At 65.0% G+C, this 24949-nt stretch carries 17 protein-coding genes and 1 pseudogene; 17 read left to right on the plus strand and 1 reads right to left on the minus strand.

Translation table 11 applies throughout. The features are described from left to right. Positions 1-1376 precede the first annotated feature (1376 nt). The 17 genes and pseudogenes from NGR01S_RS11000 to NGR01S_RS11060 form a co-directional block, all read left to right on the plus strand. On the plus strand, positions 1377-2516 hold the full coding sequence (locus NGR01S_RS11000; protein ID WP_063036077.1) for a glutathione-independent formaldehyde dehydrogenase: 1140 nt from the start codon (positions 1377-1379) through the stop codon (positions 2514-2516). Positions 2517-2618: 102 nt separating this feature from the next. Then, positions 2619-3032: a GlcG/HbpS family heme-binding protein gene (locus NGR01S_RS11005; protein WP_063036078.1), complete on the plus strand. Its 414-nt coding sequence runs from the start codon at positions 2619-2621 to the stop codon at positions 3030-3032. 428 nt (positions 3033-3460) lie between these two features. Further along, entirely contained in the window at positions 3461-3742 is a 282-nt protein-coding gene (locus NGR01S_RS11010) for a general stress protein (protein ID WP_174551691.1), read from the plus strand. Between the two features lie 3 nt (positions 3743-3745). Beyond that, positions 3746-5626, plus strand: coding sequence for a molecular chaperone DnaK (gene dnaK / locus NGR01S_RS11015; protein ID WP_063036080.1), 1881 nt, complete (start codon positions 3746-3748; stop codon positions 5624-5626). An 8-nt stretch (positions 5627-5634) separates the two neighbouring features. Further along, on the plus strand, positions 5635-6159 hold the full coding sequence (locus tag NGR01S_RS11020; RefSeq protein WP_063036081.1) for a nucleotide exchange factor GrpE: 525 nt from the start codon (positions 5635-5637) through the stop codon (positions 6157-6159). 6 nt (positions 6160-6165) lie between these two features. Then, positions 6166-7086: a DnaJ C-terminal domain-containing protein gene (locus tag NGR01S_RS11025; protein ID WP_063036082.1), complete on the plus strand. Its 921-nt coding sequence runs from the start codon at positions 6166-6168 to the stop codon at positions 7084-7086. After that, on the plus strand, positions 7083-7412 hold the full coding sequence (locus tag NGR01S_RS11030) for a chaperone modulator CbpM (protein WP_063036083.1): 330 nt from the start codon (positions 7083-7085) through the stop codon (positions 7410-7412). Before NGR01S_RS11025 ends, NGR01S_RS11030 begins: the two co-directional genes overlap by 4 nt. Continuing rightward, positions 7394-10027: an ATP-dependent chaperone ClpB gene (gene clpB, locus NGR01S_RS11035; protein WP_063036084.1), complete on the plus strand. Its 2634-nt coding sequence runs from the start codon at positions 7394-7396 to the stop codon at positions 10025-10027. Before NGR01S_RS11030 ends, clpB begins: the two co-directional genes overlap by 19 nt. A gap of 12 nt (positions 10028-10039) precedes the next feature. Continuing rightward, positions 10040-10492 carry a thioredoxin gene (gene trxA, locus NGR01S_RS11040; protein ID WP_063036085.1) on the plus strand — a complete coding sequence of 151 codons (453 nt, stop codon included), beginning with the start codon at positions 10040-10042 and terminating at the stop codon, positions 10490-10492. Beyond that, complete coding sequence (locus NGR01S_RS30130; RefSeq protein WP_084480648.1) at positions 10489-10755, plus strand: UBP-type zinc finger domain-containing protein; 267 nt, start codon at positions 10489-10491, stop codon at positions 10753-10755. The genes trxA and NGR01S_RS30130 overlap by 4 nt, the downstream gene beginning before the upstream one ends. Next, positions 10733-12460: an FAD-dependent oxidoreductase gene (locus tag NGR01S_RS11045; RefSeq protein ID WP_063036086.1), complete on the plus strand. Its 1728-nt coding sequence runs from the start codon at positions 10733-10735 to the stop codon at positions 12458-12460. The genes NGR01S_RS30130 and NGR01S_RS11045 overlap by 23 nt, the downstream gene beginning before the upstream one ends. A 13-nt stretch (positions 12461-12473) precedes the next feature. Next, positions 12474-12914, plus strand: a complete 441-nt coding sequence (locus tag NGR01S_RS11050) for a DUF1931 family protein (RefSeq protein ID WP_174551695.1) — start codon at positions 12474-12476, stop codon at positions 12912-12914. 954 nt (positions 12915-13868) lie between these two features. Then, entirely contained in the window at positions 13869-14111 is a 243-nt protein-coding gene (locus NGR01S_RS30135; RefSeq protein ID WP_169811892.1) for an ATP dependent DNA ligase, read from the plus strand. Continuing rightward, a complete protein-coding gene (locus NGR01S_RS33165) occupies positions 14084-14203 on the plus strand; it encodes a hypothetical protein (protein ID WP_157107202.1) in 120 nt (39 codons plus the stop codon). Before NGR01S_RS30135 ends, NGR01S_RS33165 begins: the two co-directional genes overlap by 28 nt. Positions 14204-14513: 310 nt before the next feature. Next, positions 14514-14912, plus strand: a complete 399-nt coding sequence (locus tag NGR01S_RS11055) for an IclR family transcriptional regulator domain-containing protein (protein ID WP_444979984.1) — start codon at positions 14514-14516, stop codon at positions 14910-14912. A 331-nt stretch (positions 14913-15243) separates the two neighbouring features. Then, the gene (locus NGR01S_RS32815) at positions 15244-15366 is read left to right on the plus strand and encodes a hypothetical protein (RefSeq protein WP_281179735.1); all 123 of its coding nucleotides are present in this window, start codon (positions 15244-15246) and stop codon (positions 15364-15366) included. Between the two features lie 55 nt (positions 15367-15421). After that, positions 15422-15676 (plus strand): annotated as a pseudogene (locus tag NGR01S_RS11060) (transposase); the annotation flags it as partial. A 15-nt stretch (positions 15677-15691) separates the two neighbouring features. On the opposite strand, the gene NGR01S_RS11065 reads toward NGR01S_RS11060, so the two are convergent. Further along, positions 15692-24949 (minus strand): DEAD/DEAH box helicase, encoded by a 9258-nt coding sequence (locus NGR01S_RS11065; RefSeq protein WP_063036089.1) that lies wholly within the window; start codon positions 24947-24949, stop codon positions 15692-15694.

Genomic DNA, 24949 nt, shown 5'->3' on the forward strand with positions numbered 1-24949 from the left:
GTGTTGCTGTGCGAGAACCATAATCCACTGCGGGCCTGGTTCCACAGAGCCCACCGATCCGGCGGCATCGCCTGGACCGCGGACCAGGCCTACGCATTGGTCGATGCACTCGAATGCGGCGACCGCACCACCGTCGCCGATTTGGCAGCAGCAGGGTTCCCGCGCAGGCGGGCGGAACCGTCACCGGTCGTATCGCTGCCGACGTCACGATCGAGGTCTACGCTACTGGCTCCACCGGTACCCGCCAAGGCTTCGGTGCCACGGCCGCCGGTCTCACCGCGGCCGGAGCGGATCTGGCCTGCCGAGACAGTCCTGCGGCCGCCTGTGATGGTGCGCTATCCACTCCGGCTGCTGCCAGTAGGCGGAGTCCGTATCAGACTGCTGCGGCGTTCGCCGCGATCGCAGTGCTCGGTGGAAGGCTGTGGTTGTTGGCTCAGTCCGGCGATAAGTCCGATCCGAAGCCGATCAGGGACGAACTGCCGATCAGCTCGGTCATCGAGGAGCCGCCTCTCCTGCCCACGCCCACTGAAGAGGTCTTGCGAGCTCCGGCGCCTGTCGGCGAAAGCTGCTTTCCATTCCAGCCGAACTGCTGATGACGCTTTCGCGTGGTCTCCGCAGCGAGCCGCGCGGACCGTTCACTACCCGGGACCGGCACGAACGGCACCGAGCTCGCTCGTGTTCCGCCTATCCGCAATCACGACAGCGATGCCGTCGGTGTGGGCGCGAAGTATGCCGAAGGCGGCGTCGCCCGCGGAACCGCACTCCGCGGTCGTCAGATGAGTTCTGCCGGTAAAGCGGTCGCGATCGCGATAGCCGCCGGTGGTACAGCGCTGGTGGGACGGCGGTGCGGGGCGGAACCCCCCGTCCGGGTGCGTTTCCGTCACTATGATGTTGAAGTGTCCGGTAGCGACAGAGAGCTGAGGCAAGTCGAATTCAGCGGGCCTGTCGCACAGGTGTCCACCTATTCGATCGTGACCGGTCTGATGTTGTCTGGGCCTGTTCTCGCGTTGACCAGTGATTCACTGTGGAATGGGTTGTCTCCGGCGATCATCATTTTCCCACACCATCGACCGGCGAAGGGAAGGTTCCGCCCGAGCTCATTAAATAAGTTTCGCCGATTCCACCCTAGCGATCGTGGAGTCGAAAGAGGAGACTCCGAGGTGGAGAGAATGTGACGCCTGGAGTGCACCCGCTGTCGGTTGGCCGTACGCGAAACATTGTGGTGGACCAGGTTTCGGTGTCGTTCTCAGCTCCGTGCTCCGTCGCGTCCGCTGTCTCCAGAACAGCGATTCATTCGGTCGGTCGCTGACACGTAACCCGCCTGTGGCGGCCTGGCCGGGCATTGTCCGGAACGCCGCATGTCAGGGAGTGTCGAGATGAAAGCGATTGTGTACGACGGGCCACGTGAAGTTCATGTGAAGGATGTCCCCGATGCGAGGATAGAGCAGCCGACCGATGTGCTGGTGAAGATCACCAGCACCAACATTTGCGGGTCGGATCTACACATGTACGAAGGCCGCACCGATCTGGAGCCCGGGATGGTTCTTGGTCACGAGAACTTGGGAATCGTGGCAGAAGTAGGCGATGCGGTGGTCAAGGTCACCACGGGAGACCGGGTGTGCCTACCATTCAACATCGGTTGCGGCTTCTGCCGTAACTGCGAGGAAGGGTTGACCGCGTTCTGCCTGACAGTGCACCCGGATCCGAAGATGGCGGGCGCCGCGTTCGGTTTCGCCGGGATGGGACCGTTCTGGGGCGGGCAGGCGGAGTATCTGCGGGTGCCGTTCGGTGACTTCAATTGCCTGCGACTGCCTGAGGACGCTGAGGACAAGGAAGCCGACTATGTGATGCTTTCCGATATCTTCCCCACCGGGTGGCACTGCACCCGACTGGCCGAGATGCAACCCGGCGATTCGATGGTCGTCTATGGAGCCGGGCCGGTCGGCCTGATGGCGGCGTACTCGGCGATGATCCAGGGCGCGAGCCAGGTGATGATCGTGGATCGTCACCCCGACCGGTTGCGGCTCGCCGAGCAGATCGGGGTCACACCCATCGACGACTCCATCGGCGACCCGGTCGAGCAGGTCCTCGATATGACCGGCGGGCGCGGCGCCGACAAGGGCTGTGAGTGCGTCGGGTACCAGGCGCACGACCCGCAAGGTCACGAGGACGCCGCAATGACGATGAACCGGCTCGTCGACTCGGTGCGTTTCACCGGACATATCGGCGTGGTCGGCATTTTCCTGCCTCAGGACCGCAACGCCCCTGACGAACTCGAACGCAACGGCAAGATCGCCTTCGACATGGGCAAATTCTGGTTCAAGGGGCAGAAGGCCGGTACCGGACAGGCCAACGTCAAGCATTACAACCGGCAGCTGCGTGACCTGATCCACCGGGGCCGGGCGACACCGTCTTGGATCGTCTCTCATGAGCTCCCGCTGGCCGAGGCCGAGTCCGGCTACCGGCACTTCGACGCCCGCGATAACGGATGGACCAAGGTCGTGCTGCATCCGTGAGGCGGTCCTGACCGAGAGGAGCACAACAATGACAACAGCACTGCAGGCCACGTCGATCGCGGCACCGGCTGTCGAGTTCGCGGAGATCACGGCAGGTGCGTCATGACAGTCGACCAGGGGTCGGTGTCCCTCGACGACGCGCAGCGGGTGATTGCCGCCGGCCGGGCCAAAGCCGCCGAGATCGAGTCGCCGTCGAATATTGCAGTGGTCGATGCCGGCGGCAACCTCGTAGCCCATGCGCGGATGGACGGTGCCTGGATCGCCAGCATCGACATCTCGATAAACAAGGCATTCACTGCGCGAGCACTGGACATCTCGACCGAAGACCTTGCGGTCGATGCGGGTCCGGGTGCGCAGTTCTACGGGATACACAGCTCCAATGGTGGGCGAATCATGATCTTCGCCGGCGGCGTCCCGCTGCGGCACAACGGACAGGTCGTCGGAGCGGTCGGCGTCAGCGGCGGCACCCGAGAGCAGGACAAGACCGTCGTCGCGGCGGCCGCAGCGGCGATGTGAACAGTGAACTTTGTCGACAGGGCAACATTGCCGAGATCACCTGCGGTCGCCGGCGAACCGGGTGTGTTCTCGGATAGCTCGATGCCGCGGCGGAGTAGTAACGGTTCGGCGATCGAATGTGCGGCGGCGGTCGACACATGATGCGTCGGGTGCGAGAATTTCCGATAACGGGAGTTTTGCGTGCCGAAGCGCGATACAGCGGTTGATGCGTTGAACCCGTAAATACGAGCCGCTGGAGTGGTCGGCCCGGAGCCGTGCCGGTAGTGCAGTCGGCCGATACCGTCTCCCGTTTTCGTCGTGTGCCCGTAGGCGGATGAAGAACTTCATGCGGTTGAGCCGTGCGTGAGCTCAACCCGTTGACCGACCGGAGCCGAATCGCTACACGTGCGGCTCGGTGAACCTCGAATCATCGCCGCCGAGGGGGCGTGATGACAGAGTCCAGTGGCGGAGCCTCCGCGGTGGATCCGAGCCGCGCGGCACGTCGGGTAGTGGCAACGTTCGACTCCTACGCCGACGCAGGAAGCGCTGTCGACCATCTCTCCGACCAGCATTTCGCGGTGAACGAACTGGCCATCGTCGCACGTGATCGCCAGCTGATCGAACAGGTCGTCGGCCGGTTCCACGCTGGTCGGGCAGCTCTGCTCGGAGTGCTCATGTATGCGCTAGAGGCGGCCGACGGCACGTCACCTCGATCCAATCGAAGGGAATGACTCATGGCAACTGCAGTAGGCATCGATCTCGGCACCACCAACTCGGTCATCGCGAGCTGGCAAGGAGGCGAGGCGATGGTGATCTCCAACGTCGAGGGGGCACGGACGACGCCGTCGGTGGTGGCGTTCACCGAGAGCGGTGAGCGCCTTGTGGGTCAGCTCGCCCGTCGGCAGGCGATCTTGAATCCGAAGGGCACGATCTACTCGGCGAAACGCTTCATCGGACGTCATTTCGACGAGATCTCCGAGGAGGCCAAAGCGGTGAGCTTCGACGTCGTGCCGGGGGACAACGGTGAGGCGCGATTCGACGTGCGGGGTAAGAAATACGCGCCGGAGGAGATCAGTGCCCTGGTGCTGCGCAAGCTCGTCGACGACGCGAGCAAATTCCTCGGTGAGAAGGTCAAGGAAGTGGTCATCACCGTTCCCGCCTATTTCAACGACGCGCAGCGCAACGCCACCAAGGACGCCGGCCGCATCGCCGGCCTCGAAGTCCTGCGGATCATCAATGAGCCGACCGCCGCGGCACTGGCGTACGGCATGGACAAGCAGACCCATGAGACCGTACTGGTCTTCGACCTCGGTGGCGGAACGTTCGATGTGAGCTTGCTCGATGTCGGCGACGGAGTGGTCGAGGTGCGTTCCACGGCCGGCGACTCTCACCTCGGCGGTGACGACTTCGATCGACGGTTGGTCGACTACCTCGCCGATGAATTCCAGAGTGCGGAGAATATCGATCTGCGCAAGGACCCGCAGGCGTTGCAGCGCCTGTTCGAGGCGGCAGAGAAAGCCAAGGTCGAGTTGTCCTCGGTGAGTCAGGCCCAGGTCAACTTGCCTTTCGTCACCGCTGACGCGAACGGCCCCAAACATCTCACCACGACGATCATGCGTTCGAAATTCGAGGATCTGACGGCCGATCTGGTGGAACGCTGCCTCGGTCCGGTGAAGCAGGCGATGAGTGACGCCAAAGTCACCGCCAACGATATCGACGAGGTGATCCTGGTCGGCGGTTCGACACGTATACCTGCGGTGCAGGCGCTCGTGCGCCGGCTCACCGGCGGCAAAGACCCCAATATGAGTGTCAATCCCGATGAGGTCGTGGCGCTCGGTGCCGCGGTCCAGGCGGGCGTGCTCAAGGGCGAGGTCTCCGATGTGCTGCTGCTCGATGTCACCCCGTTGTCCCTCGGCGTCGAAACCCAGGGTGGGGTGATGACCAAGATCATCGAGCGCAACACCACGATCCCCGCCCGGCGCAGTGAAGTGTTCTCCACCGCGGAAGACAACCAGTCGGCAGTGGACGTCGTGGTGCTGCAGGGCGAACGCGAACGAGCCGGCGACAATCGGGTGCTGGGCCGGTTCCGGCTGGAAGACATCCGCCCCGCGCCACGGGGCGAGGCCCAGGTCGAGGTCACTTTCGATATCGACGCCAACGGCATCCTCAACGTCACCGCCCGCGATAAAGACACCGGCAAGGAACAGAGCATCACGATCAGTGAGCAGGGCAATCTGGATCAGGGCGAGGTCGAGCGCATGCTGGCCGAGGCCGAACGGAACCGGAGTGAGGACGAGGCGCTACGGAAGGCGGTCGATGCGCGCAACGCGCTCGATTCGGTGGCCTATCAGGTGGAACGGCGACTCGCCGAACTCGGTGACAGTGCCCCACCCCACGACAAGGCACGCGCCGAGATGCTGGTCGCCGATGCCCGGAAGGCTGTGAACGAGGGGGCTTCACCGGCGGAAGTGCAGCCACTCACCTCGGAGTTGCAGCAGTTGCTGTACGGGCTCGCGCCGGTCCAGACAGGCGGCGACGGACACCGAGCAGATGGTGGGGACACCGCGTCGTCGGAGGACGACGACGTGATCGACGCCGAATTCGACCGGAGCTGAGGTAGGCGATGGAGAGGTCCGCAGATCGTTCGACGACCGAACCGGCCACCGAGGACACCGACCGGGACCAGGCCGAGACGCCGCCTGATCCCACCGGTACGGAGAGCGAGTCGGCTCAACTCGAGGACCGCTGGCGCAGGGCCCTCGCGGACCTGGATAACCTGCGTAAACGCTACGCCAAGGATCTGGGCCGGGAACGCGCTGCGGAGGTGGCGAAGGTGTCCGCGGCGTGGCTGCCGGTCCTGGACAATCTGGAGCTCGCGTTGGCCCACGCCGGTAGTGATCCGCAGGCTGTCGTCGAGGGTGTGAAGGCGATCCGGGATCAGGCGGTGCAGGTGCTGTCACAGTTCGGATTCGAACGCCACGACGAGGTCGGTGTGCCGTTCTCCCCGGAACTGCACGAAGTGGTCGGTGTGGTGGACCGCCCCGACCTCGATTCCGGGACTGTGGTCGATGTCGTGCGACCGGGGTATGGCGAGGACGGGCGGCAGTTGCGTCCCGCCGCGGTGCTCGTCAGCCGATCCGAGGGGTGAGCAGCGATGGCGCGCGATTACTACGAAGTTCTCGGAGTCCCGCGTGGCGCCGACACCGACGAAATCCAGCAGGCCTACCGAAAGCTGGCTCGCAAATATCACCCCGATGTGAACAAGGACCCCACCGCGGAGGACACATTCAAGGAGGTGAACGAGGCCTACCAAGTGTTGTCCGACCCGGACACTCGCAAACGCTACGACCGATTCGGTGCGGACTTCCGTCGGGTGCCCGAGGACTACGACGAACGGGTACGGGCAAGCGCCGGTGGATACGGTGGCGGGGGGTATGGCGGCGGGGGCGCAAGGGTGCACTTCGGTCGAGGTTTCGGTGGTCAGGGCCCGGTCGACTTCGAGGATCTCTTCGGGCAGATGTTCACCGGCGGTGGCGGGTATGGGCCTATTCCCGGTGCGGATCAGGAAGCGGAACTGGAACTGACTCTGGAAGAGGCGTATCGGGGCGGCAAACGCACTCTCGGACTGGACGGACGACAGTACGACGTCGACATTCCGGCCGGCGTCCTGGACGGGCAGCGAATCCGGCTGGCCGGTCAGGGCGGCCGGGGCGGTGGTGATGCGCCGCCCGGGGATCTGTATCTCGTGGTGCGGATCAGGCCGCATCCCCGGTTCCGGGTGCAGGGCCGCGATATCTATGTCGACCTGCCGGTATCGCCCTGGGAGGCAGTCCTCGGCGCGACCGTCGTCGTGCCCACCCCGGGTGGCGAGGCGAAAGTCAAAGTGGCGCCGGGCTCGTCGACGGGTAGGAAGCTGCGCTTGCGCGGAGAAGGAATGCCCAATCCACGTGGCCCCGCCGGCAACCTCTACGCCGAGATCAAAGTGATGGTGCCGTCGAACCCGACAGCACGCGAACGGGACCTGTTCGAGCAACTGGCCGCCGAGTCGAACTTCGATCCGAGGAAAGTGAAATGAGCACACCACTGCCGGGCGCCCGGTACGTCTTGGTTCGCCGTACCGGATTGTCGCCGGATGCCTTCGCCGAACGTACCGGGCTACACCCCGACCTGGCCCGGAGACTGGTCGCTCTCGGATTACTCGACGCCCACCGCGATGCCGGCGGCGAGATGTCGTTCGAACCATCCGAAGTCGCCCACGCCGCCCGCATCCAACGGCTGAGAACTGGTCTGGGCCTGAACTACTCGGCAATCGGGCTCGTGCTCGATCTGCTGGATCGAATCGAGGAACTCGAAGCCGCTTCCCGCAGAAGGAGGACGCCCTCATGGACACCGGCAGACTGACCGAGAAGTCACGAGAAGCCCTGCAGGAAGCCCAGAATATAGCGACCAGAATGGGTCATACCGAGGTAGACGGTGAGCACCTGCTGCTCGCATTGGTCGATCAGCAAGGAGGACTGGTCCCCGGACTGCTCGAACAGGCCGGTGCGAACATCGATGCGCTGCGATCTGATCTGGAGCGTGAACTGTCGCGTCGGCCGAAGGTCAGCGGGCCCGGCGCGACGCCCGGCCAGGTGACGATCACCCAGCGCCTGGCCAAGCTGCTCGATGCCGCGGAACGGGAGTCGAAGCGACTCAAGGATTCCTATGTCTCGGTGGAACATCTCGTGATGGCACTCTCCGAGGAGGGGTCGGCCAGTGCGGCGGGGCGGGTCCTCGCGAGTCACGGGGTCACGCGAGAGTCCTTCCTCGCCGCTCTGACCGCGGTGCGTGGCAATCAGCGTGTTACCTCGGCGACTCCGGAAGGTGCGTACGAGGCCTTGGAGAAGTACGGACGTGACCTCGTCTCCGAAGGACGGGCAGGCAAACTCGATCCGGTCATCGGTCGAGATGCCGAGATCCGCAGGGTGACGCAGATCTTGAGTCGGAAGACGAAGAACAATCCGGTACTGATCGGTGACCCCGGTGTCGGTAAGACCGCGATCGTCGAGGGCCTCGCCCAGCGGATAGTCCGCGGGGATGTGCCCGAGGGCCTGCGTGACAAGACGATCTTCTCGCTCGATATGGGTTCGCTGGTAGCGGGGGCGAAATACCGCGGCGAGTTCGAGGAGCGGCTGCAAGCGGTGCTGTCCGAGGTCAAGGCGGCCGAGGGTCGCATCCTGTTGTTCGTCGACGAATTGCATACCGTTGTCGGCGCGGGATCGGTCGGCGGCGAGGGGTCGCTCGACGCCGGCAATATGCTCAAACCGATGCTCGCCCGCGGCGAACTGCACATGATCGGTGCCACCACACTCGACGAGTATCGCAAGCGCATCGAATCCGACGCGGCCCTGGAGCGCCGCTTCCAGACCGTTCTGGTCGACGAACCCACCGTCGAGGATGCGGTCTCGATTCTGCGCGGTCTCCGGGAACGCCTCGAGGTGTTCCACGGCGTGAAGATCCAGGACGGCGCACTGGTGGGCGCTGTGACCCTCTCACACCGGTACATCACCGACCGCTTCCTCCCGGACAAAGCGATCGACCTGGTGGATGAGGCCTGTGCGCGGCTGCGCACCGAAATAGATTCGATGCCCGCCGAACTCGACGAACTCACCCGGAAAGTCACCCGCCTGGAGATCGAAGAGGCCGCGCTGTCCAAGGAATCGGACGCGGCCAGCAAGGCACGCCTCGAAGAGCTGCGCAAAGAACTGGCCGACCTGAGAGCCGAAGCCGACGCCCGGCACGCACAGTGGGAGGCGGAGCGGCAGGCGATCCGGCGGGTGCAGGAATTACGCGGAGAGCTGGAACGGCTACGCCACGAAGCCGAGGAAGCGGAGCGCGACTACGACCTCAATCGGGCCGCCGAACTGCGATACGGCGAGATCACCGAGCTGGAACGCAGGCTCGAAGCGGCAGAGGAGCAACTGACCACCCGACAAGGCGGGAATCCGTTACTGCGCGAGGTTGTCACCGAAGACGAAATCGCAGAGATCGTGGCCGCATGGACGGGCATCCCCGTCGCCCGGCTACAGGAAGGCGAACGGGAGAAACTGCTCAAGCTCGACGAGATTCTGCACGAAAGGGTCGTCGGGCAGGACGAGGCGGTGCAACTGGTCGCAGACGCGGTGATCCGGGCGCGGTCCGGTATCCGCGACCCGCGCCGGCCCATCGGCTCATTCATCTTCCTGGGCCCGACCGGCGTGGGAAAGACCGAGCTCGCAAAGACACTGGCCAGTGCCCTCTTCGACAGCGAAGACAACATGGTGCGACTGGACATGAGCGAATACCAGGAGCGGCATACGGTGAGCAGGCTCATCGGCGCGCCCCCCGGGTACGTCGGCTACGACGAGGGCGGCCAGCTCACCGAGGCGGTGCGCCGCAAGCCGTACTCCGTGGTGCTCTTCGACGAGATCGAGAAGGCCCATGCCGACGTCTTCAATACCCTGCTGCAGGTGCTCGATGACGGCCGGATCACCGACTCCCAGGGCAGACAGGTCGATTTCCGCAACACCGTGATCATCATGACCTCCAATATCGGATCCCATCACCTCCTCGACGGCGTCACCGCCAACGGTGAGATCAAGCCGGACGCACGCGAGCGGGTGCTGGGGGAACTGCGCGGCCACTTCCGTCCCGAGTTCCTCAACCGGGTCGACGACATCGTGTTGTTCACACCGCTCACCCTGTCTCAGATCGAGCACATCGTCGACCTGCAACTCATCGACCTCCGGAACAGACTGGAGCAGCGGCAGATACACCTGGATATCACCGCGGAAGCACGTCGGCTCATCGCCGAACACGGTTTCGACCCGGTCTACGGCGCGCGGCCGCTGCGACGATACATCGCTCACGAGGTCGAGACCAAGATAGGTCGCGCGCTGTTGCGTGGCGAGATCGAACCGGGTGGTGTCATCCGTGTCACGGTGGACGGCGGTGAGCTCGCCGTCGCCTACGCCGAGCCCGCTGTCGCGGCGGCGTGAGGGGGTGTGGTCATGGGGTCCGAGACGGTGAAATGCTCGAACTGCGGCAAGAGGAACAAGGTCCCCGCAGCAGGAGCAGGCACTCCGCGCTGCGGGAACTGCCACGAGCCGCTGCCCTGGATCGCCTCGGCAGCAGACGACGACTTCGCGGAGATCGCCGAGAAGTCCTCGGTGCCGGTGCTCGTCGACCTCTGGGCGACCTGGTGCGGCCCGTGCCGCATGGTCAGCCCGGCGCTCGAGCAGCTCGCCCGGGAACGCGCGGGTCAGATCAAGCTGGTGAAGACCGACGTGGACGCTGCGCCCGCGACCGCCGAACGGTTCACCGTCCGCGCCGTGCCGACGCTGCTGGTGCTGGACCGGGGCGAGGTCCTGGCACGTCAGGCGGGCGCCGCTCCGGTACCACAACTGCGCTCCTGGCTCGATCAGGCGCTCTCGGCAAAGGTAGGCAAGGAGACGAAGTCATGACTTCTGCACCTGTGGACCCGCACGTGACCGCCATCCGGCCCGTCGTACCCCGAACCCCGCAGGGCTGCGAGGAATGCCTTCGCCTCGGCACCCCGTGGGTACATCTGAGGTTGTGCCTGACATGCGGACACGTCGGTTGCTGCGACTCCTCACCGGGTAAGCACGCGAGCGCGCACGCTCGCGTCATCGGCCACCCGATCGTCCAGTCGATGGAGCCGGGGGAAGATTGGCGCTGGTGCTATGTCGACCAGAACCTCGTCTGAGGATCCCATGCCCGTCCGCGATATCGAGCAGGTCGACGACGAGACCCCCGACGAGCTGGGAGCATTCCCGCGGTTAACAGAAGACCAGGTCGCGACCCTCGAAGCCGGGGGCGCGTGTCGACCGGTACGCGCCGGCGAAGTGCTGATCCGAGAGGGCGAACCCAGCCAGGACTTCTTCGTGATCCTCTCGGGCAAGGTCGCGATCATCGACGAAGGCGACGGAGAAAGTGAACGCCGGATACTGCGGGTGCACGGTCCCGGCCGGTTCCTGGGCGAGCTCGGGCTGCTGGAAGGCCAGGTGGCGTTCTTCACCGCCGAGGTGATCGAGGACGGCGAGATACTCGTCGTCCCGGCCGAGCGGGTGCGTGAACTGGTGGCGCACGATCTTGTACTCAGCGATCTGATCCTGCGCGCCTACCTGGTGCGCCGGCACCTGCTGATCGGCCTCGGTTCGGGGTTCCGGATAATCGGCTCCTGCTATTCACCCGATACGCTGCGGCTTCGCGAGTTCGCCATACGAAACCGGTTGCCCCACAGGTGGATCGACGTGGAGCAGGACGAAAGGGCGGAGCAGCTGCTGCGCAGCCTGGGCGTCGCTCCCGAGGACACTCCCGTCGTGATCTGGTGCGGCCGAAAGGTGCTGCGCAATCCGCCGAACGCCGAACTCGCCCGTATCGTCGGGCTTCCGGCTCCGGACCCGGTCCGGGACACGACTGAGGACGTGTGCGACCTCATCGTGGTGGGGGCGGGACCGGCCGGTCTGGCCGCTTCCGTGTACGGCGCTTCGGACGGGCTGAACACGGTGACACTGGAGTCGATCGCCGCGGGCGGGCAGGCCAGTACCTCCTCCCGGATCGAGAACTACCTCGGGTTCCCTGCCGGTATCTCCGGCGCCGAATTGGCGGAGCGGGCTGTGCTCCAGGCCGGGAAGTTCGGTGCCCGGCTGCTGGTGTCCGCGGAGGTGACCGGTTCGATGCCCGAGGACGGGTACCACGCGCTCCCGCTCGCGGACGGCGGTGTGGTTCGCGGCCGAGCCGTCGTGCTCGCCACCGGTGCGCGATATCGCAAGCTGACGGTCCCCGGGATCGAGGCGCTGGAGGGAACGAGCGTGTACTATGCCGCGACCCATCAGGAAGCGCGGATGTGCGGCACCCACCCGGTGGCCGTCGTCGGCGGCGGAAACTCCGCCGGACAGGCCACCGTGTTTCTCGCGGGCAGTGTCTCCCGTGTTCACCTGCTCATCCGCGGCGGTGACCTCGGCAAGAGTATGTCCCGGTATCTGGTCGACCAGATCGAGCGCCATCCGCGGGTGACCGTGCACCGGAATACCGAGGTTCGTACGGTTCACGGGGAGAAGTATCTCGAACAGATCATGGTCGAGAACAATCACACGGGGGAGCAGGACACTCTTCGGGTGCGCGCCCTGTTCGTCTTCATCGGGGCGATGCCCTACTCCGGTTGGCTGGCCGACACGATCGCACTCGACGACCACGGTTTCGTCCTCACCGGCATGGACGCGGTCCACGCCCGAGGCGACGGCACACAGCGGACCGGTGCCCGGTCGCCGAGGTCGCTCGAAACCAGCCTGCCTGGTCTCTTCGCGGCGGGCGATGTTCGTAGCGGCTCCGTGAAGCGGGTCGCATCCGCTGTCGGTGAAGGCGCGATGGCGGTTCGCCAAATCCATGAATACTTCGACAGGAGCTGACGACATGCCAGTAATGGGTACCGTGAAATTCCAGCAGTTCTTCCGGGCCGCGGCTGGTTTGCACGTCGACCGGAACGATGTCAAGCGTTATACGGATTTCGTCGACGACAAGATCTACGACCTGATACTCATCGGCAAGGCGTCGGCAAAGGCAAATCTGAGGGATGTGATCGAACCGTGGGACCTGCCGATCACCAAGGGACTACAGGAGAGCATCCACCGGTTCGAGAAACTGGACCAGGAAATCGAACTACAGTCCGTGCTCGATCAACTGACGGCCCGGCCGCCGTTGGACATGGCGCTCTCCGAGGCGACCGAGCAGCGACTACCGCTGATTGCCGGGGGCTTGAGTGTGGCGCTGGCGCACACATTCGTCACGATCGAGCCGGGCCGTAAGAACCCCGGGACCGCCGAATGGAACGTCGTCTTCGACATCTTCCACCTTCTGCTCTGACCGTCCGCCCCGGCCCGTCGAGTCAGTAGATCGCCGCTTGGCGCGACACCGAGACGAATGCCTTACACTTGATTGATAACCAGTACTTTTCGGTGGTTGAGCGCGTGGGCGTAGTGATCGATTCCCCTCCGGACACTTTTTCGACACTCTGAGCTGCGATTATGTTCAGGTACCATAACTGCCTTTGTGGCATATCAGCAGGTCAGGTTGGCGGGCGGGGTTCGTGTCCTCTCCGGACGCTTGTTCGTAGCATTTTGGCCCTGGCAACTGGGTAGTTGCACCGGCACCTACACCGCCGCGATCGATCGCCGGAGTCGGCGCGGGACCGTTCAGCGCGTGGAGGGGACCGCGCTTCGGCGTCCGGGTCGAAGCTGTGTCGTCGGACATGGGACCGGAAACGCCTCGAATATGTTGCTCGGAGGAAGGCTCGATGTACTGCTTCGGCCAATAAATCAGTTCAGAATGAGATCTGACAACACCTTGCGTTGGGCCGCAGCGTGTTTGACAGTTCTAGTGTGGGTGATGCGGCGGTGACCGCCGCACTGGAGGCCTGGCTGGAGCATTGATTCCAGGGTGGGAGAGAAGCTTCCGGTACCCCGGTTGTGACCGGCCCGGTGGCCGAGCTGTGCTGGAAGGCGTTCTGAATCTGGTTCGCGTGGGTATCGGATGGAACCAGCTGTCGTCCGGATTGTGAGTTATTTGGGTGCGGCCTGGTGGCGTGCTTGGCGTAGCCGGCCGCGGTAGCACCCTGTTATAAAAAACCGATGCCGGCGCGAACTTGCAGTCCGGAAAGCGCTAGGTAGGTGCCCAGGTTTCGCAGATGCTGGCCGTGGCCGCCGTCCATGACGTCGAGGGCTTGGTCGCCAAACGCGTCTATGCGTTATATCGCGTCGGCAGGTCCCCGGCCTGGCGGAAGCTGACCCTGCGTCGCACGACAGAAGTGATCGTGGTCGGTTGGCTGCCAGGCGGCACGCCCGGCGCCGGCAGTTCGGTTCTCTGCTGGTGGCCGCGCACCACCGAGAGGGACAGCTGCGGCTGGCGGGCTCGGTCGGTGTCGGATTCTCCGACGCGGCACGGACGGCACTGCAACGAGAACTGGACGCGATCGCTGTCGAGGCTCCGCCGGTCGCGGGTGAGGTGCCCGCACTCTCGCCGAGTCGGCATCCTGGATGGCGCCGCAGTTGGTCGGGGAGGTGACCTATCGCGAACGTACGGCGTCGGGTCTGACGCATCCGGTGTGGAGAGGGCTGCGATTTGATCGCTCCGTCGCTGAGGTCGAGATGCCGTAGAAGGTTTGGGCAGGGGCCGCCGGCTTGCTGCGGCGGTAGGCGATGTCGATGCGATCGCACCGATCGCAATGGCAGACCAAGAGAGACAGGATTGCGAGCTGGTTGAGAGCCGACCGTCCGCCGGGCGCTGGATTTGTGCCCGGTAGGGAATCCGCGTCAAGAGATTATATTTCCAGCTCAAATGTGGTAGATGAATGCCGGGGCGGCTGGCGAACTCGATATCCGAGCACTCGTGATTGGAGACACGCGTGGGAAAAGCCGCGTCCAACAGACCTGAAGCAGTCGGCCGCCCGGGAAGCCGAGCAGGTTCATCGCCAGCGTCGAGTGCGGGCGGGCGCCGCGGGTGGGCTCGCGCGAGGGCATGGTCTTTCCCGCCCATCGCGTGACCGCGGGCCTTATCCTGCTCGCCGCCATGGACCCGTCGGAAGTCGGCGAGCTGTATTCCGAGCAGCGCTTTGAGGAATGCCCTGGTGAACGTCCGGATATGCGGGCGCTGCGCGCTCAGTTCGGCCGTGTGCGCCGCGCCGGTTTCGCCCTCAACGACGGGCTCTCGGAGCGCGGTGTGGTCGCCGTCGGGGGGGTGCCGACGGCCGGGCTGTTGCGGGGGCTGTCCATTTCCATGCCGAGCGTCCCGCTACGACCGTCGGCAGTTGCCCGCACTGGTCGCCACACTCCACCGTCGGCCGGCGCGATCGACATCGAAAACTGAACACCTGCTCGGTAGTGAGGTCCGCGAGTTCGGCCGGTGCGCTCGGCAGGCCCGCCAGTGTGGGGCGAGCAGCCAAGCGCTGCCACTGCCGGGCGTGTTCCGGAGTGGGACGTCGCGAGATCAGGTAGGCCGCTCCGCTCCCGTGGCATGGCCTGGCCACTGTCGGTGGGTATGGATGTGAGGGCGAAGACGGTAGGGCGATATTTGCCCCCGGAGGCCTCAGGTGAGCAAGAGCTGCAGTATTTATCCGACGCATGTGTTCCATGCCTGCGCACCACTCCCGTTTGGTGCTGCCGTTCACCACCCGCACCGCGAGCTGAGGAGCACTGCCATGGCATATGTCTACGCCGCCGCGCGACCCCCGTTCGGACGGTTCAACGGCGCACTGGCCGACATCCGTCCCGACGACCGCGCCGCCACCGCCATCCGGGGCGTGCTGAGCGAGGCGCGGTGATCAGGTGATGCTTGGCACCGGCACGCTGCCGGCGCTCGAACGCGGGTGGTGCACACAGGGGGACAAGGGTCACGATTTCGACGTCCATCGCCGCTGGCTGCGTGCTCGCGGTATAGTCTCTCGCATCGCCCGTCGTGGTATCGAGGATCTCACGAGGCTGGGCTGTCATCGGTGGAAGATCGAGCGCACGATCGCGTGGCTGACCGGATACCGGCGGTTGCTGATCCGCTACGAACGTCACGGCCGCCTCTTCGCAGCATTTCTCCAACTCGCTGCGGCGCTCACCTGCTACAAGAAACTGTCCACATAAGACACCCTGTAAGTCTCATCGGTCTGCATCTTCGGAGGCGGACGATCTAGTCGACCCCCCGCGCGGATCTCGATCATCCGATATGCGCTGTGCAGCCTCGCCCCACGGTGTAGGCCGCGCCCGGGTGCGAGGCTCGGCCGCCGTCGATGCGGCACCGTTGTCCGGCGGTGTCTCGACGTGCTCGAGCCCGCCCGGATCGTCGAAGGACAAGCCCTCCCGGTCGCCCCTACGTCGTACGGATGCGGCGGCTTCAGCCACCGGACCACCGGGGGCTCCACCGACGAGCTCATCCTCGGCGCCGAACATACCGAAGAATTCTTCGTAGAATACGGCCTCCTCGGCATCGACATGAGAAATGTCGTAGCCGAAAGCACTGAAAACTGCCCGGTAGAACGCAGTCACATTGAAATCGGTAGCGTCCAATATCGACTCGTCCACGATCGTCACGCCTGCCATCCGCATAGCCTGCACAATTTCGTAGTCGGTATGATGCGGATACAGTGCTGCCACCACTGCGCCGGCGAAATCACGCTCAAATACCCCCGGTGGGCTCAGCCAAGCGAAGCGTGTCATCATTCGGGCAGTGGTCCCCGATATACCGGTCAACGCTGGAATTCCGTGCTCGATGGCCTTCTCCTGGAACCACGCACCATTCGGCTTGAAGTCGAATCGTGCCCCGCCGGGCCGCCACGGGATCCGGACTGCATACCGGCGGGGATCCAGTCGCAGGGCCGTCTCGGCATCAACGATACCGTGATCGTGGTAGACCAATACGGTACGTATGACAGCATTGCCTGAATCATCCCGGACACGTCGGCCGCGCTCGTCGTAAACATAGAGCGGCAGCACATTCTCGACCGTGCTGTCCTCGGATTTCAGCTGCGCTTCCAGCGCATCCGTATCGACCCGCCCCCTGTGGTAACGCAGTATGCGATCGGGATCGAGCCGGCTTATCCGAAACGCACGCAATCCATCGGGTACCGCTTCCAATTCGCGGCGCGAAAGCGGCATACCCATCAGTGCCCAGTCCTGTACCGTCAGCAGCCTGCGACTCTCGTCGGTCCGGGACCGGACATCTGCCCGGCTGCGTCGATCATATTCATCGAATACACGGAGCGCCGCATCGGTACGCAACGTTGCATGCCGGACCAGATGCAGATCCTTGACCGTAAGATCCGCCAAGGGCTTGCTTTCCAGCATCGATGCCCGGACGCTGCGCAGCGCGGGGACATCGAGCCCCAGGTCCGCTGCCGCTGTTTCCCATTCGGGTTGTTGGAACAGCTTGATCAGGCCCGCGTCCAGTGTCGTGCTACATGGCGGATTACGCTCTCCGCCACGAAGCATGGCATTGAGCAGCGCAGCCATGAGCTCACGTGGGTTGCCATCTCTCAGCAATTCCTCGAGCGGCACACTCCTGCGGACTATACCGTCCCATCGATCGATCTCGGGCGCGAAGAACGCCTCGTCGATCTGCTCGGATGTAGCCTCGGGATGCAAACCCGTCAATACTTCGCGCAGTCGCCGGACCGTCTCGACAATCGCTTGACGCGTAATTGCGCTATTATACAGATACCGCGCCAGGGCCAGTTCATACCGTCCCCGTAGTTGTCGCCACTCGTAATTCTGGTCGTCGAAGATCGTCTCACCGCGGCGCACCCGCTGCAGCACATCACTTTTGGTGTCAGGCAGCGACACCGGCGTACCGGATTTGTAGTCGGCTGTGGGCCCGTTCCCGGATGAATCCGGCGATTCCATCCCCGGAGCAGAGCCGATCAGACCGCGAACTCTGCGGCCCAGTCGCTGATCCGGCTTGCCGTCGACGAACGCCATACCCGCAAACGGACCGAGCTCGTCCAGATCCAGGCCGTATTCGTCACCGAGGCGCTGCAGGCAATCCGTCAAAGGCTTCCATTCGTCAAGCCGCGCCACATCGTCGGTGTGGAACGACACCCACACATTGGGCTCGCCCACCCTCTCGCTCCGGTTGTGCAACACGATCAGGTGATCCGCCACCTGATTGCGCCCGACCGGACCCGGACGCTGCAAGACCAGAGCCACCACCGATCCCGGGCGTTCGGCCATCCACCCCTCTACGGTCCGCTCCCGCTCCGTCTCCGATGCGCCGTGTCGACTCACCGAGTCCCAGCCGCCTCGATGCAACGCCGCGCCGAAGATTCGCTGCATCACCCGAACCCGTGAGGCTCCCTTACCGATCCGCTTCACCGCACGCTCGAGGATTCTCTCGTCACCGGTGAGATCCGCGACCAGCTTCGCTGAACCGACCACACAGTGCTCGGAATCGCTCGTGAACTGCGTCCATACTTCTCGATGCCCCGAGGGCAAAGGATCGCTCGGTACCGGTTGTGAGAGTTCCGGATCGTCGGCAATCGTGAGGAAGTCCGTAGCGACCTGCTCTCGAAGCCCGGTCAGAGCGGGACCGAACTCGCGCTCGCCCTCGCGCTCGCCCTCGCCCTCGCCCTCGACAGGTCGTTCCGTCGAGATAGACCGTGGGGCCGAATCAGCCGTTTCCGTGTCTTGCGCTGGTTCTGCCTGCTCGTCTTCGCCCTGGGGCTTCCTCCTCCAGCTCCATGGCGTTTCGCCGTTGCTGAATCCGTAGGCGACGGCACCGTCCGGAAGCCCGGACGCGCCAGGGCTAGCGGCTGTTCTCCACGATCGTCGGCTGGCTGGAAGGTCGAGTACCTCGGCTGGATCGAAGTTCGGGCCGATGCTTTCGGCGTCACCGTGAGGGGTGGGAGTGGCGGTTGGGTCGCCTGCCGACAGTCGTCTGGTGGGCCGTGGCAGCCTGCTGGGCGGGGTGTGGCCGGGCACCGATGGTGGGCTTTCGTTCTGCTCACTGCCAGTCAGTGGCTGTTCGGTTGCAGCACGCCGACTCGCTGTGGGTGTGTGGGCTCGCTGTTGCACTGCATCGGGGTTGCCGGTCGGCCCGTGTTGGAGGTGGTCTGCTGGTGCTTGTGGTTGGTCGGCAGAGGTTCGTGGCTCGACGGATGATCCCGAATCGAAGTCGGCACGCGCGGTCTCGTATACCGAGTCCGCGACGGTCGGCATCACCTCGGTGGCAATCGGACCGTATCGGTCCATATTCGCTGTGGTACCAGAGTGTTCCGCATCGACCGGCCTGCGAGGATCGGTGGGGATCAGAAGCCGGTCGAGTTCACCGACCGCGGCCAGGGCGGCTCGATGGCGATGTTCAGCGGCTGCGGCACGCTGTTCCAGCTCGGTCGATCGGTCTGTGCTACCGGTCGCTTCCCGCAGCAGCGAGGATCGCAGGGGAGACGGATCGAGGGCGCGTGGGTCCGGGTCGTGGGGTATGCTGTCGATCAGCGATCGGTACCGCTGGGAGTTGTCCTTCGGTGACGCGTGCTCCAGCACCGAGATCAGCGCATCGAGCCAATCGATTTGCGTCACCAGCGATTCGTACTGCCGGGCCGACCGCGCGAATTCGTGTTCGTCGGTGTCGTCTACCTCGTCCACATATTGGCCCGCGACCCGCATGTGCTCGAACAGTGCGGCGTACACCAGGTATACCTGACCGACGACCGTGCCGCCGAGACGGTCGAGTATGCGGGCGGCTTCATCGTGGCGGGCGGTGTCGCGGGCCGCGGCCTCAACCGTAGCCGCAATCGAGCTGACAGTGGAAAGTGCGTATCGCCGACGGTTTTCGGCTTCGATACCGGCGTGCGTGCGCGCCATCGCGGCAGCGGCGTCCTCCAGTTCCTCTACCGCGTTCGCGAATTCGGTCAACTGCCGCGTCCGCCCGGTCGCGAGCGTATTCGCCTGCTTGGCCGCCCGCAGTTCCGCGAGGCGTATTCGGATATGTGCGACCGGAACCGCGATGGCCGACGGATCGTTGTTCAGTGACGGTCCACGTGCCGCCTCCTCCGATGGCCGACTGCCGATGCTGTCCGGCGCGGCACCGGTTTGGCTTCTCGCAGATCCCGGAATCGGGCCACCGGCGGCTCCCGATCGAACGAGCATCGCTTCGTCCAGGTCCGGCAGCCCATCGAACGCCGATTCGACGTCGGCCACCGTCTCGGAGGAGACGACGGGTTGCCGGGATTGTGGCGGCGTCTCGGCGTCGGGGGCTTCCGCGCGCGGTCCGGAGACGGGGTTGCCGTCCCGGTCGAACTCGATGGTCTCGAACCGCCGCTCGTCGGCGGGCATCCGGTTGATGAATACTTCCTGTTCGCGGCGCCAATCATCGAATCCGACGGCCTTGTTCAGCAGGGTGCGGCGGTTGCGCAGATCGCGCGGGCCGTAGTCGTTTTCGGAGCTTCCGTCGCGTGACGCCGCCAGGTTGACGACGACCAGGTTCGGTTCGTCGACCGAGGTGCTGTCGTTGACCAGCAGCACCATATGGTCGTCGGCCTTGGTGCTGGTGCCGTTGGCTCGGGTGTCTTTCCATTTGTAGACCAGGACGGTGGTTCCGCCGGGGCGTGACTTCAGCGATTCGACCACTTCGTCCAGCGATCCGGTCTCCTCGAGCCCGGCGCCGAATACCTCGCGCACCTTTTCGCGGCCGTATCCCTCGAGACTGGTCGGCGGCAGCCGAAAGCGGCCGGCGTTGTCGGGGCACAGTACTCGCATTCCGGTTACAGCATTGTTGACACAACTGTTGGGACTACGGCGATGGATCTGCACGACCGAATCGAGCAGCACCGAGAATGCCAAGTATCGTGACGCGGCGGCAACGATGTCGTCGGCTGTCCCCTCATCGACGTCGCTGTTCCGCGTGGCGGACTGCTGAGCAACGGCATCCTGGGATGTTTCATGCCGGGTACCGTGGCCCAGCGGCCCGGAATCCGCGGCAAGCGAGTCGGTATCGTCGCGTGCATCGGATTCGGCGATGTTTACGGCGGGCAGGTGATCGCCTACCAATTCACCGAGGATGTCGCGGGCGATGCCGGGGTTGATGCTCGCGACGGGATAGCCCATCGCTGCGGCGAGCGCATCCCTCGCCTCGGTCAGCGCGGGTTCGAGTATGCGCATACCTTCGGCGCCGTCCACCGTGGCGATCGACAGACCGAGCTCGTCGGCGAGCCGGTTTCGCAACGGCATCATATGGTTCAGCGCCTGCTCGTCTGTGAACAGCGCACGCTGCAATGTCGTCGCAGTAGCGGTGGCCTCGACATGTTGCCGTAGTGCCTCGGCCGCTGCCGGTGTGACACCGGCCTGGTGCAGCAGCTCGCGAATCGGGTCGAGGGAACCGCTGCGTTCGAGTGCAGTTATTCGGTCCGCGAGTGCCGGTGCCGGGACTCCCAGCAACCCGGCCAGTCGTGCGGTCCTATCCGCCGGCCCGTCCGGGCCGGTGAAGTCGATGTCGCTGCCGTACTGCCCGGTGTCGGCCTCGGCGAGGGTGAGCGCGGGTATGCGGGTCGAGAAGGCGTGGTGCCGGATGAAATCCGCGGTGGAGTGCCGCAGCGCCCGCTGCTGTAGTTCGGGCACGAGCTCGCGGACGGATTGTCGTGCCTCGACCATCGCGTCGTGGGTCCGGGGGGTGGGATCGGTGGCGTGCGCGGCCACGGCCTGTTCGTAGTGGACCACCGTCTCACGTACTCCGCGCAGGTGCATGGCATTGCGGATCAGGGCGTCCTCGGGTGACATCACCACCTGCGCGCTGCCGAGCTGCCCGTTCCGTGCGGTGCGGTTCTTGGCCTGCTCGTGGATGTAGGACTGCTCCGGCGCCTCGGTCATCCAGACGTGCATGCCGCCCATGGCCTTCACCGCATCCGACACCGAGATGTCGACCCCGCGCTGGCCCTGCCGGTTGATCACCAGGATCTTGCCCTGCTCACCGGCCTCGTCGAAAACTCTCTGCAACTGGGATTCCCAGTCCGCACCCCAACCGACGATCCGCTTGGCGTCGACCGCTTCGATCGCCTCGCGCGGCACCCCCGCGCGCACCAGTGCCTCCACCTGCCGTGCGACCAGGTCGTTGCGGTGACACAGGATCTCCTGGAACCGTCCCGCACCCCCATTCCGGATCTCGTTCGCGTACTCGGCGATCGTGCGCAGCTTGGCATGGGTGTTTTCGACCACATCGTGCTGGCCTTCGACCAACCGGTGCGTCTGTGACCGTCCTACCTCATGCGCCGGTTCCAGACCGTAGATCTTCTGCAGTACCGGGTTCAGGTCGGTGAGCGTGCCGGACGCACCGGTTACTTCATCGAAAAAGGATCCCTCGCCGACACGGTAGATTTCGACCGAATCGATGCGCTTGGCGGATTCCGCGTCCGCGCGCACCACGATCTGATGGTCCTCGGCCTTCTCCCCTCGGGCTTCGGCCGCGCGGATCTCCTTCGCCTCGATGGCCTGCGCGAGGCTCGCCTTACCCGGATCCGCGCTCCACCGGGATTCGCTCGAGGTTTTCGGGTTCCGTTGCAGCCCGTGCTCGGCCTGATCGATGATGACGATCTTGCCCGCGTCCATTTCGTAGTGGACACCTGCCCGGACGAGAAATTCGGCGTTGGCGGCGGTCTCCAATCGGGAGGCGCCCATCCCCTCCAGCCAGTTCTCGCCGTTCGGCAGCGCCTCGACCTTTGCCCGCCCCGCGGCGGTGAGCTCGGGTTGACCGTCGTACCAGTACATGAACTCCGGTGTGCCATCGGCCTGCACGCCGATTTCCTCGGCGATTCGCCGGAGACCGAAATCTTCGTGCGACAGCGACCCGTCCGCCAGCGCCTTGGTGAGGAATTCGTGCGCGTCGAACACCTGCCGGGCCGTTTCTGCCGGAGCCGCCTGCTCGGGACCTTCGGACCGCAGAAACTGCCGTTCGCCGCGGTCGATGATGCCATCCATCTCGTCGATCAGCACATGCCGCGGTGGCTCGATACCGGCATTACACAAATGCCCGACCGTTTCGCCGGTCGCCACCACGATCGCCGGTCGGCCCTGCGCGATCGGCCCGAAGCCGTTCTCCTGATCGGCGCGGAACACGTCGATCCCGAAGTCGGTCATCACCTTCTGATTGGTGGAGTCGGTCAACAACTTCTCGTAGGTGACGACTTCACGATTGGCCAGGCCATCGGTCGTTGTCACGAGCAGTACCGAGCCATGGTGCACCGCACGTTGTATTGCGGTCGCCATGAATACCAGCGATTTGCCCTCGCCGGGTTTCATCTCCACCGGGCGCGATTTCATCGCGTAGACGGCTTCGGCCTGCTCGACCCGCAACACCATACCGCCCGGCATCGCGTCACTGACCGTGCCCCGCCGGATGACCTCCACTGTCGCCAGCATCGATTGGTGCTCATCGCCGCCGTGTAGTCCGGCCTTCAGCACGTCGTCGGGAAGGTTGGACAGGCGCTGACTTTCCGGTACATGCTCAGCGGAGGCCTGGTGGAAATCGATCAGCAGATCGGCCGCCCGATCACGGTCACTGCCTGGCAGGCCGGCGGCTTCGGCGAGACTGTCATGATCGGTGGCCGGAGCATTCCGCTCATCGTGCACGGATGCCGAACGGTCGCCCGCAGCAGGCGTGTCAGTGCCGTCCGTCTCGATCCGGCCCGAGCTCTCAGGTCGTTCCCGGCCGGACTGCTCAGCGGTCGCCTCTCGCTGCGCGGTCGCATGCTCGTCGCCACCCAGCGATCCGTGTTCGGCACGGGCGCCCGGCGATCCCGCATCGCCCTCGGCGACCGAACGGGGCCGCGCCGAGGGCTCGTTGCCAGCACCGTCCGCGACCGCGGCGTGTGCTCCGGGCGGAGCACCGGCCTTCTCGGGAACCCCCCCGACCGGAGGAGCGTCCGCCGGGACCTTGGGCGGCGGCGCGGTTTCGCCTACCGCCTGGACCGACCGCGGCGCAGAAGCTCTCCCAGCAGCGGCCGGCTTGTCCGCCTGCGGCCGCTCGACCGTTGCGGTTGTCTCCGAACGCGGCCGAGCCGCGGCGGCGTCGGACGAGGCAGCGGCCTGCGACCCCGACGCTCGACCGCCTGCTCCTTCCGGCGCTTTACCGGCGGCTCCCTCAGTCGCTCGACCGCCGGTCGCAGCAGGTGTTCCACCACTCGCGCCGTCGGCCGAAGCCGAGGCCTGTTGCCCACCCCGTGTTCGTGGCTGCGCGTCCGCCGCCTTCCCCGCGGTCTCGGCGGAAGCCCCGCCACGCTCACCTGCATTATTCGCGCTCTCGGCAGCCGGTTTCCATGTCTGCCTCGCTGCTTCCCACGCTCGTTTCGATTCCGTCGATATCTCGATCGGTTGCCGCGACGCTGCGGTTTCCGCGTCGTGCCCTGCCGAGATCGCATCGGGCGGCGTGAACGGTGCGCCGCCGCCGATCGCCGGCGAACGGACGCTCTGGGCATATACGCCCCCGGAGAAAGCACCGTTGACCAGTGGCCCCAGCACCTCCGTGTAATGCTGCGGCCAACCAGCAATCAAGGCGGCCGCACCGAGGCCCGAGATCGCCCCCGCCGTACCATGCACCAAACCCATGGCCACACGACTGCTGGCGATCTGAGGGGAGACCATCGGAGCGAACCGGCCCGCGAGCATGCCGCCGACCGCTCCGCCCGCGCCGGACACGGCGGCCACCTCGATCGACTTCATATCGATGCCCGTGGGGTTGGAACCATCCTCCCCGATGATCTCGGGTGTTCTGTCCCCGGTGGCGACCTGTAACCCCTGCACAACCACTTCGACACCCACCGGAAGCGCGACCGCCGTACCCATCCACTTGGCGAACTGCGCCGGCCCCATACCGCTCAGCTGGGCGGCCGCCTTCGCTCCACCCGCCTGAATGGCCCGCTGTAGGTTCGCGCGCAGCACGGCGACCTCGGCGCGTCCCTGGAGCAGCGTGGATTCGACTGCCGGCGCGGCCGCAACCTGACCGCCCGGACCCGCCGCCGTGGCGGCCGCGATCAGACCGTAGACCTTCCACGCCAGGTGGATACCGAACGTGAACATCACGCACAGCCATTTCTCCGCGTCGTTGGCCGCCGCCTGTCCCTGATCGGCCAGGGTGTTCACATCCTTGCCGAGCCGAGCCGCACCCTGCCGAAAGGAACCCAACAATTCACGCAACTGTTCGGCCGTCTCGCCTACCGAATCCTCCTGCGTCAAAAGGCTATCGATATCGGCCGCATGGCCCTCCAGCTCCAGACTGCGGGCACGCAGTTCGGCCACCATACGGCGCATCCCGGAAATGTCGGCGCCGGGAAGCTCCCCGCCGAACACCACCATCTCGATCGGAGTCCGCAGGAACCCGGGCAGACATTCGAAGGCATTGCGCAGCTGCACGACCGGGCTGAACAGCGAACCGTCCAT

This window comes from Nocardia grenadensis NBRC 108939, assembly GCF_001613445.1.
GTDB classification, from domain to species: domain Bacteria; phylum Actinomycetota; class Actinomycetes; order Mycobacteriales; family Mycobacteriaceae; genus Nocardia; species Nocardia grenadensis.

Excerpts from the sequence above, each read along its gene's own strand:
- NGR01S_RS11000 (WP_063036077.1), top strand. The coding sequence starts at position 1,377 with ATGAAAGCGATTGTGTACGACGGGCCACGTGAAGTTCATGTGAAGGAT.
- NGR01S_RS11005 (WP_063036078.1), top strand. The coding sequence starts at position 2,619 with ATGACAGTCGACCAGGGGTCGGTGTCCCTCGACGACGCGCAGCGGGTG.
- NGR01S_RS11010 (WP_174551691.1), top strand. The coding sequence starts at position 3,461 with ATGACAGAGTCCAGTGGCGGAGCCTCCGCGGTGGATCCGAGCCGCGCG.
- dnaK (WP_063036080.1), top strand. The coding sequence starts at position 3,746 with ATGGCAACTGCAGTAGGCATCGATCTCGGCACCACCAACTCGGTCATC.
- NGR01S_RS11020 (WP_063036081.1), top strand. The coding sequence starts at position 5,635 with ATGGAGAGGTCCGCAGATCGTTCGACGACCGAACCGGCCACCGAGGAC.
- NGR01S_RS11025 (WP_063036082.1), top strand. The coding sequence starts at position 6,166 with ATGGCGCGCGATTACTACGAAGTTCTCGGAGTCCCGCGTGGCGCCGAC.
- NGR01S_RS11030 (WP_063036083.1), top strand. The coding sequence starts at position 7,083 with ATGAGCACACCACTGCCGGGCGCCCGGTACGTCTTGGTTCGCCGTACC.
- clpB (WP_063036084.1), top strand. The coding sequence starts at position 7,394 with ATGGACACCGGCAGACTGACCGAGAAGTCACGAGAAGCCCTGCAGGAA.
- trxA (WP_063036085.1), top strand. The coding sequence starts at position 10,040 with ATGGGGTCCGAGACGGTGAAATGCTCGAACTGCGGCAAGAGGAACAAG.
- NGR01S_RS30130 (WP_084480648.1), top strand. The coding sequence starts at position 10,489 with ATGACTTCTGCACCTGTGGACCCGCACGTGACCGCCATCCGGCCCGTC.
- NGR01S_RS11045 (WP_063036086.1), top strand. The coding sequence starts at position 10,733 with ATGTCGACCAGAACCTCGTCTGAGGATCCCATGCCCGTCCGCGATATC.
- NGR01S_RS11050 (WP_174551695.1), top strand. The coding sequence starts at position 12,474 with ATGGGTACCGTGAAATTCCAGCAGTTCTTCCGGGCCGCGGCTGGTTTG.
- NGR01S_RS33165 (WP_157107202.1), top strand. The coding sequence starts at position 14,084 with ATGGCGCCGCAGTTGGTCGGGGAGGTGACCTATCGCGAACGTACGGCG.
- NGR01S_RS32815 (WP_281179735.1), top strand. The coding sequence starts at position 15,244 with ATGGCATATGTCTACGCCGCCGCGCGACCCCCGTTCGGACGGTTCAAC.
- NGR01S_RS11065 (WP_063036089.1), bottom strand. The coding sequence starts at position 24,949 with ATGGACGGTTCGCTGTTCAGCCCGGTCGTGCAGCTGCGCAATGCCTTC.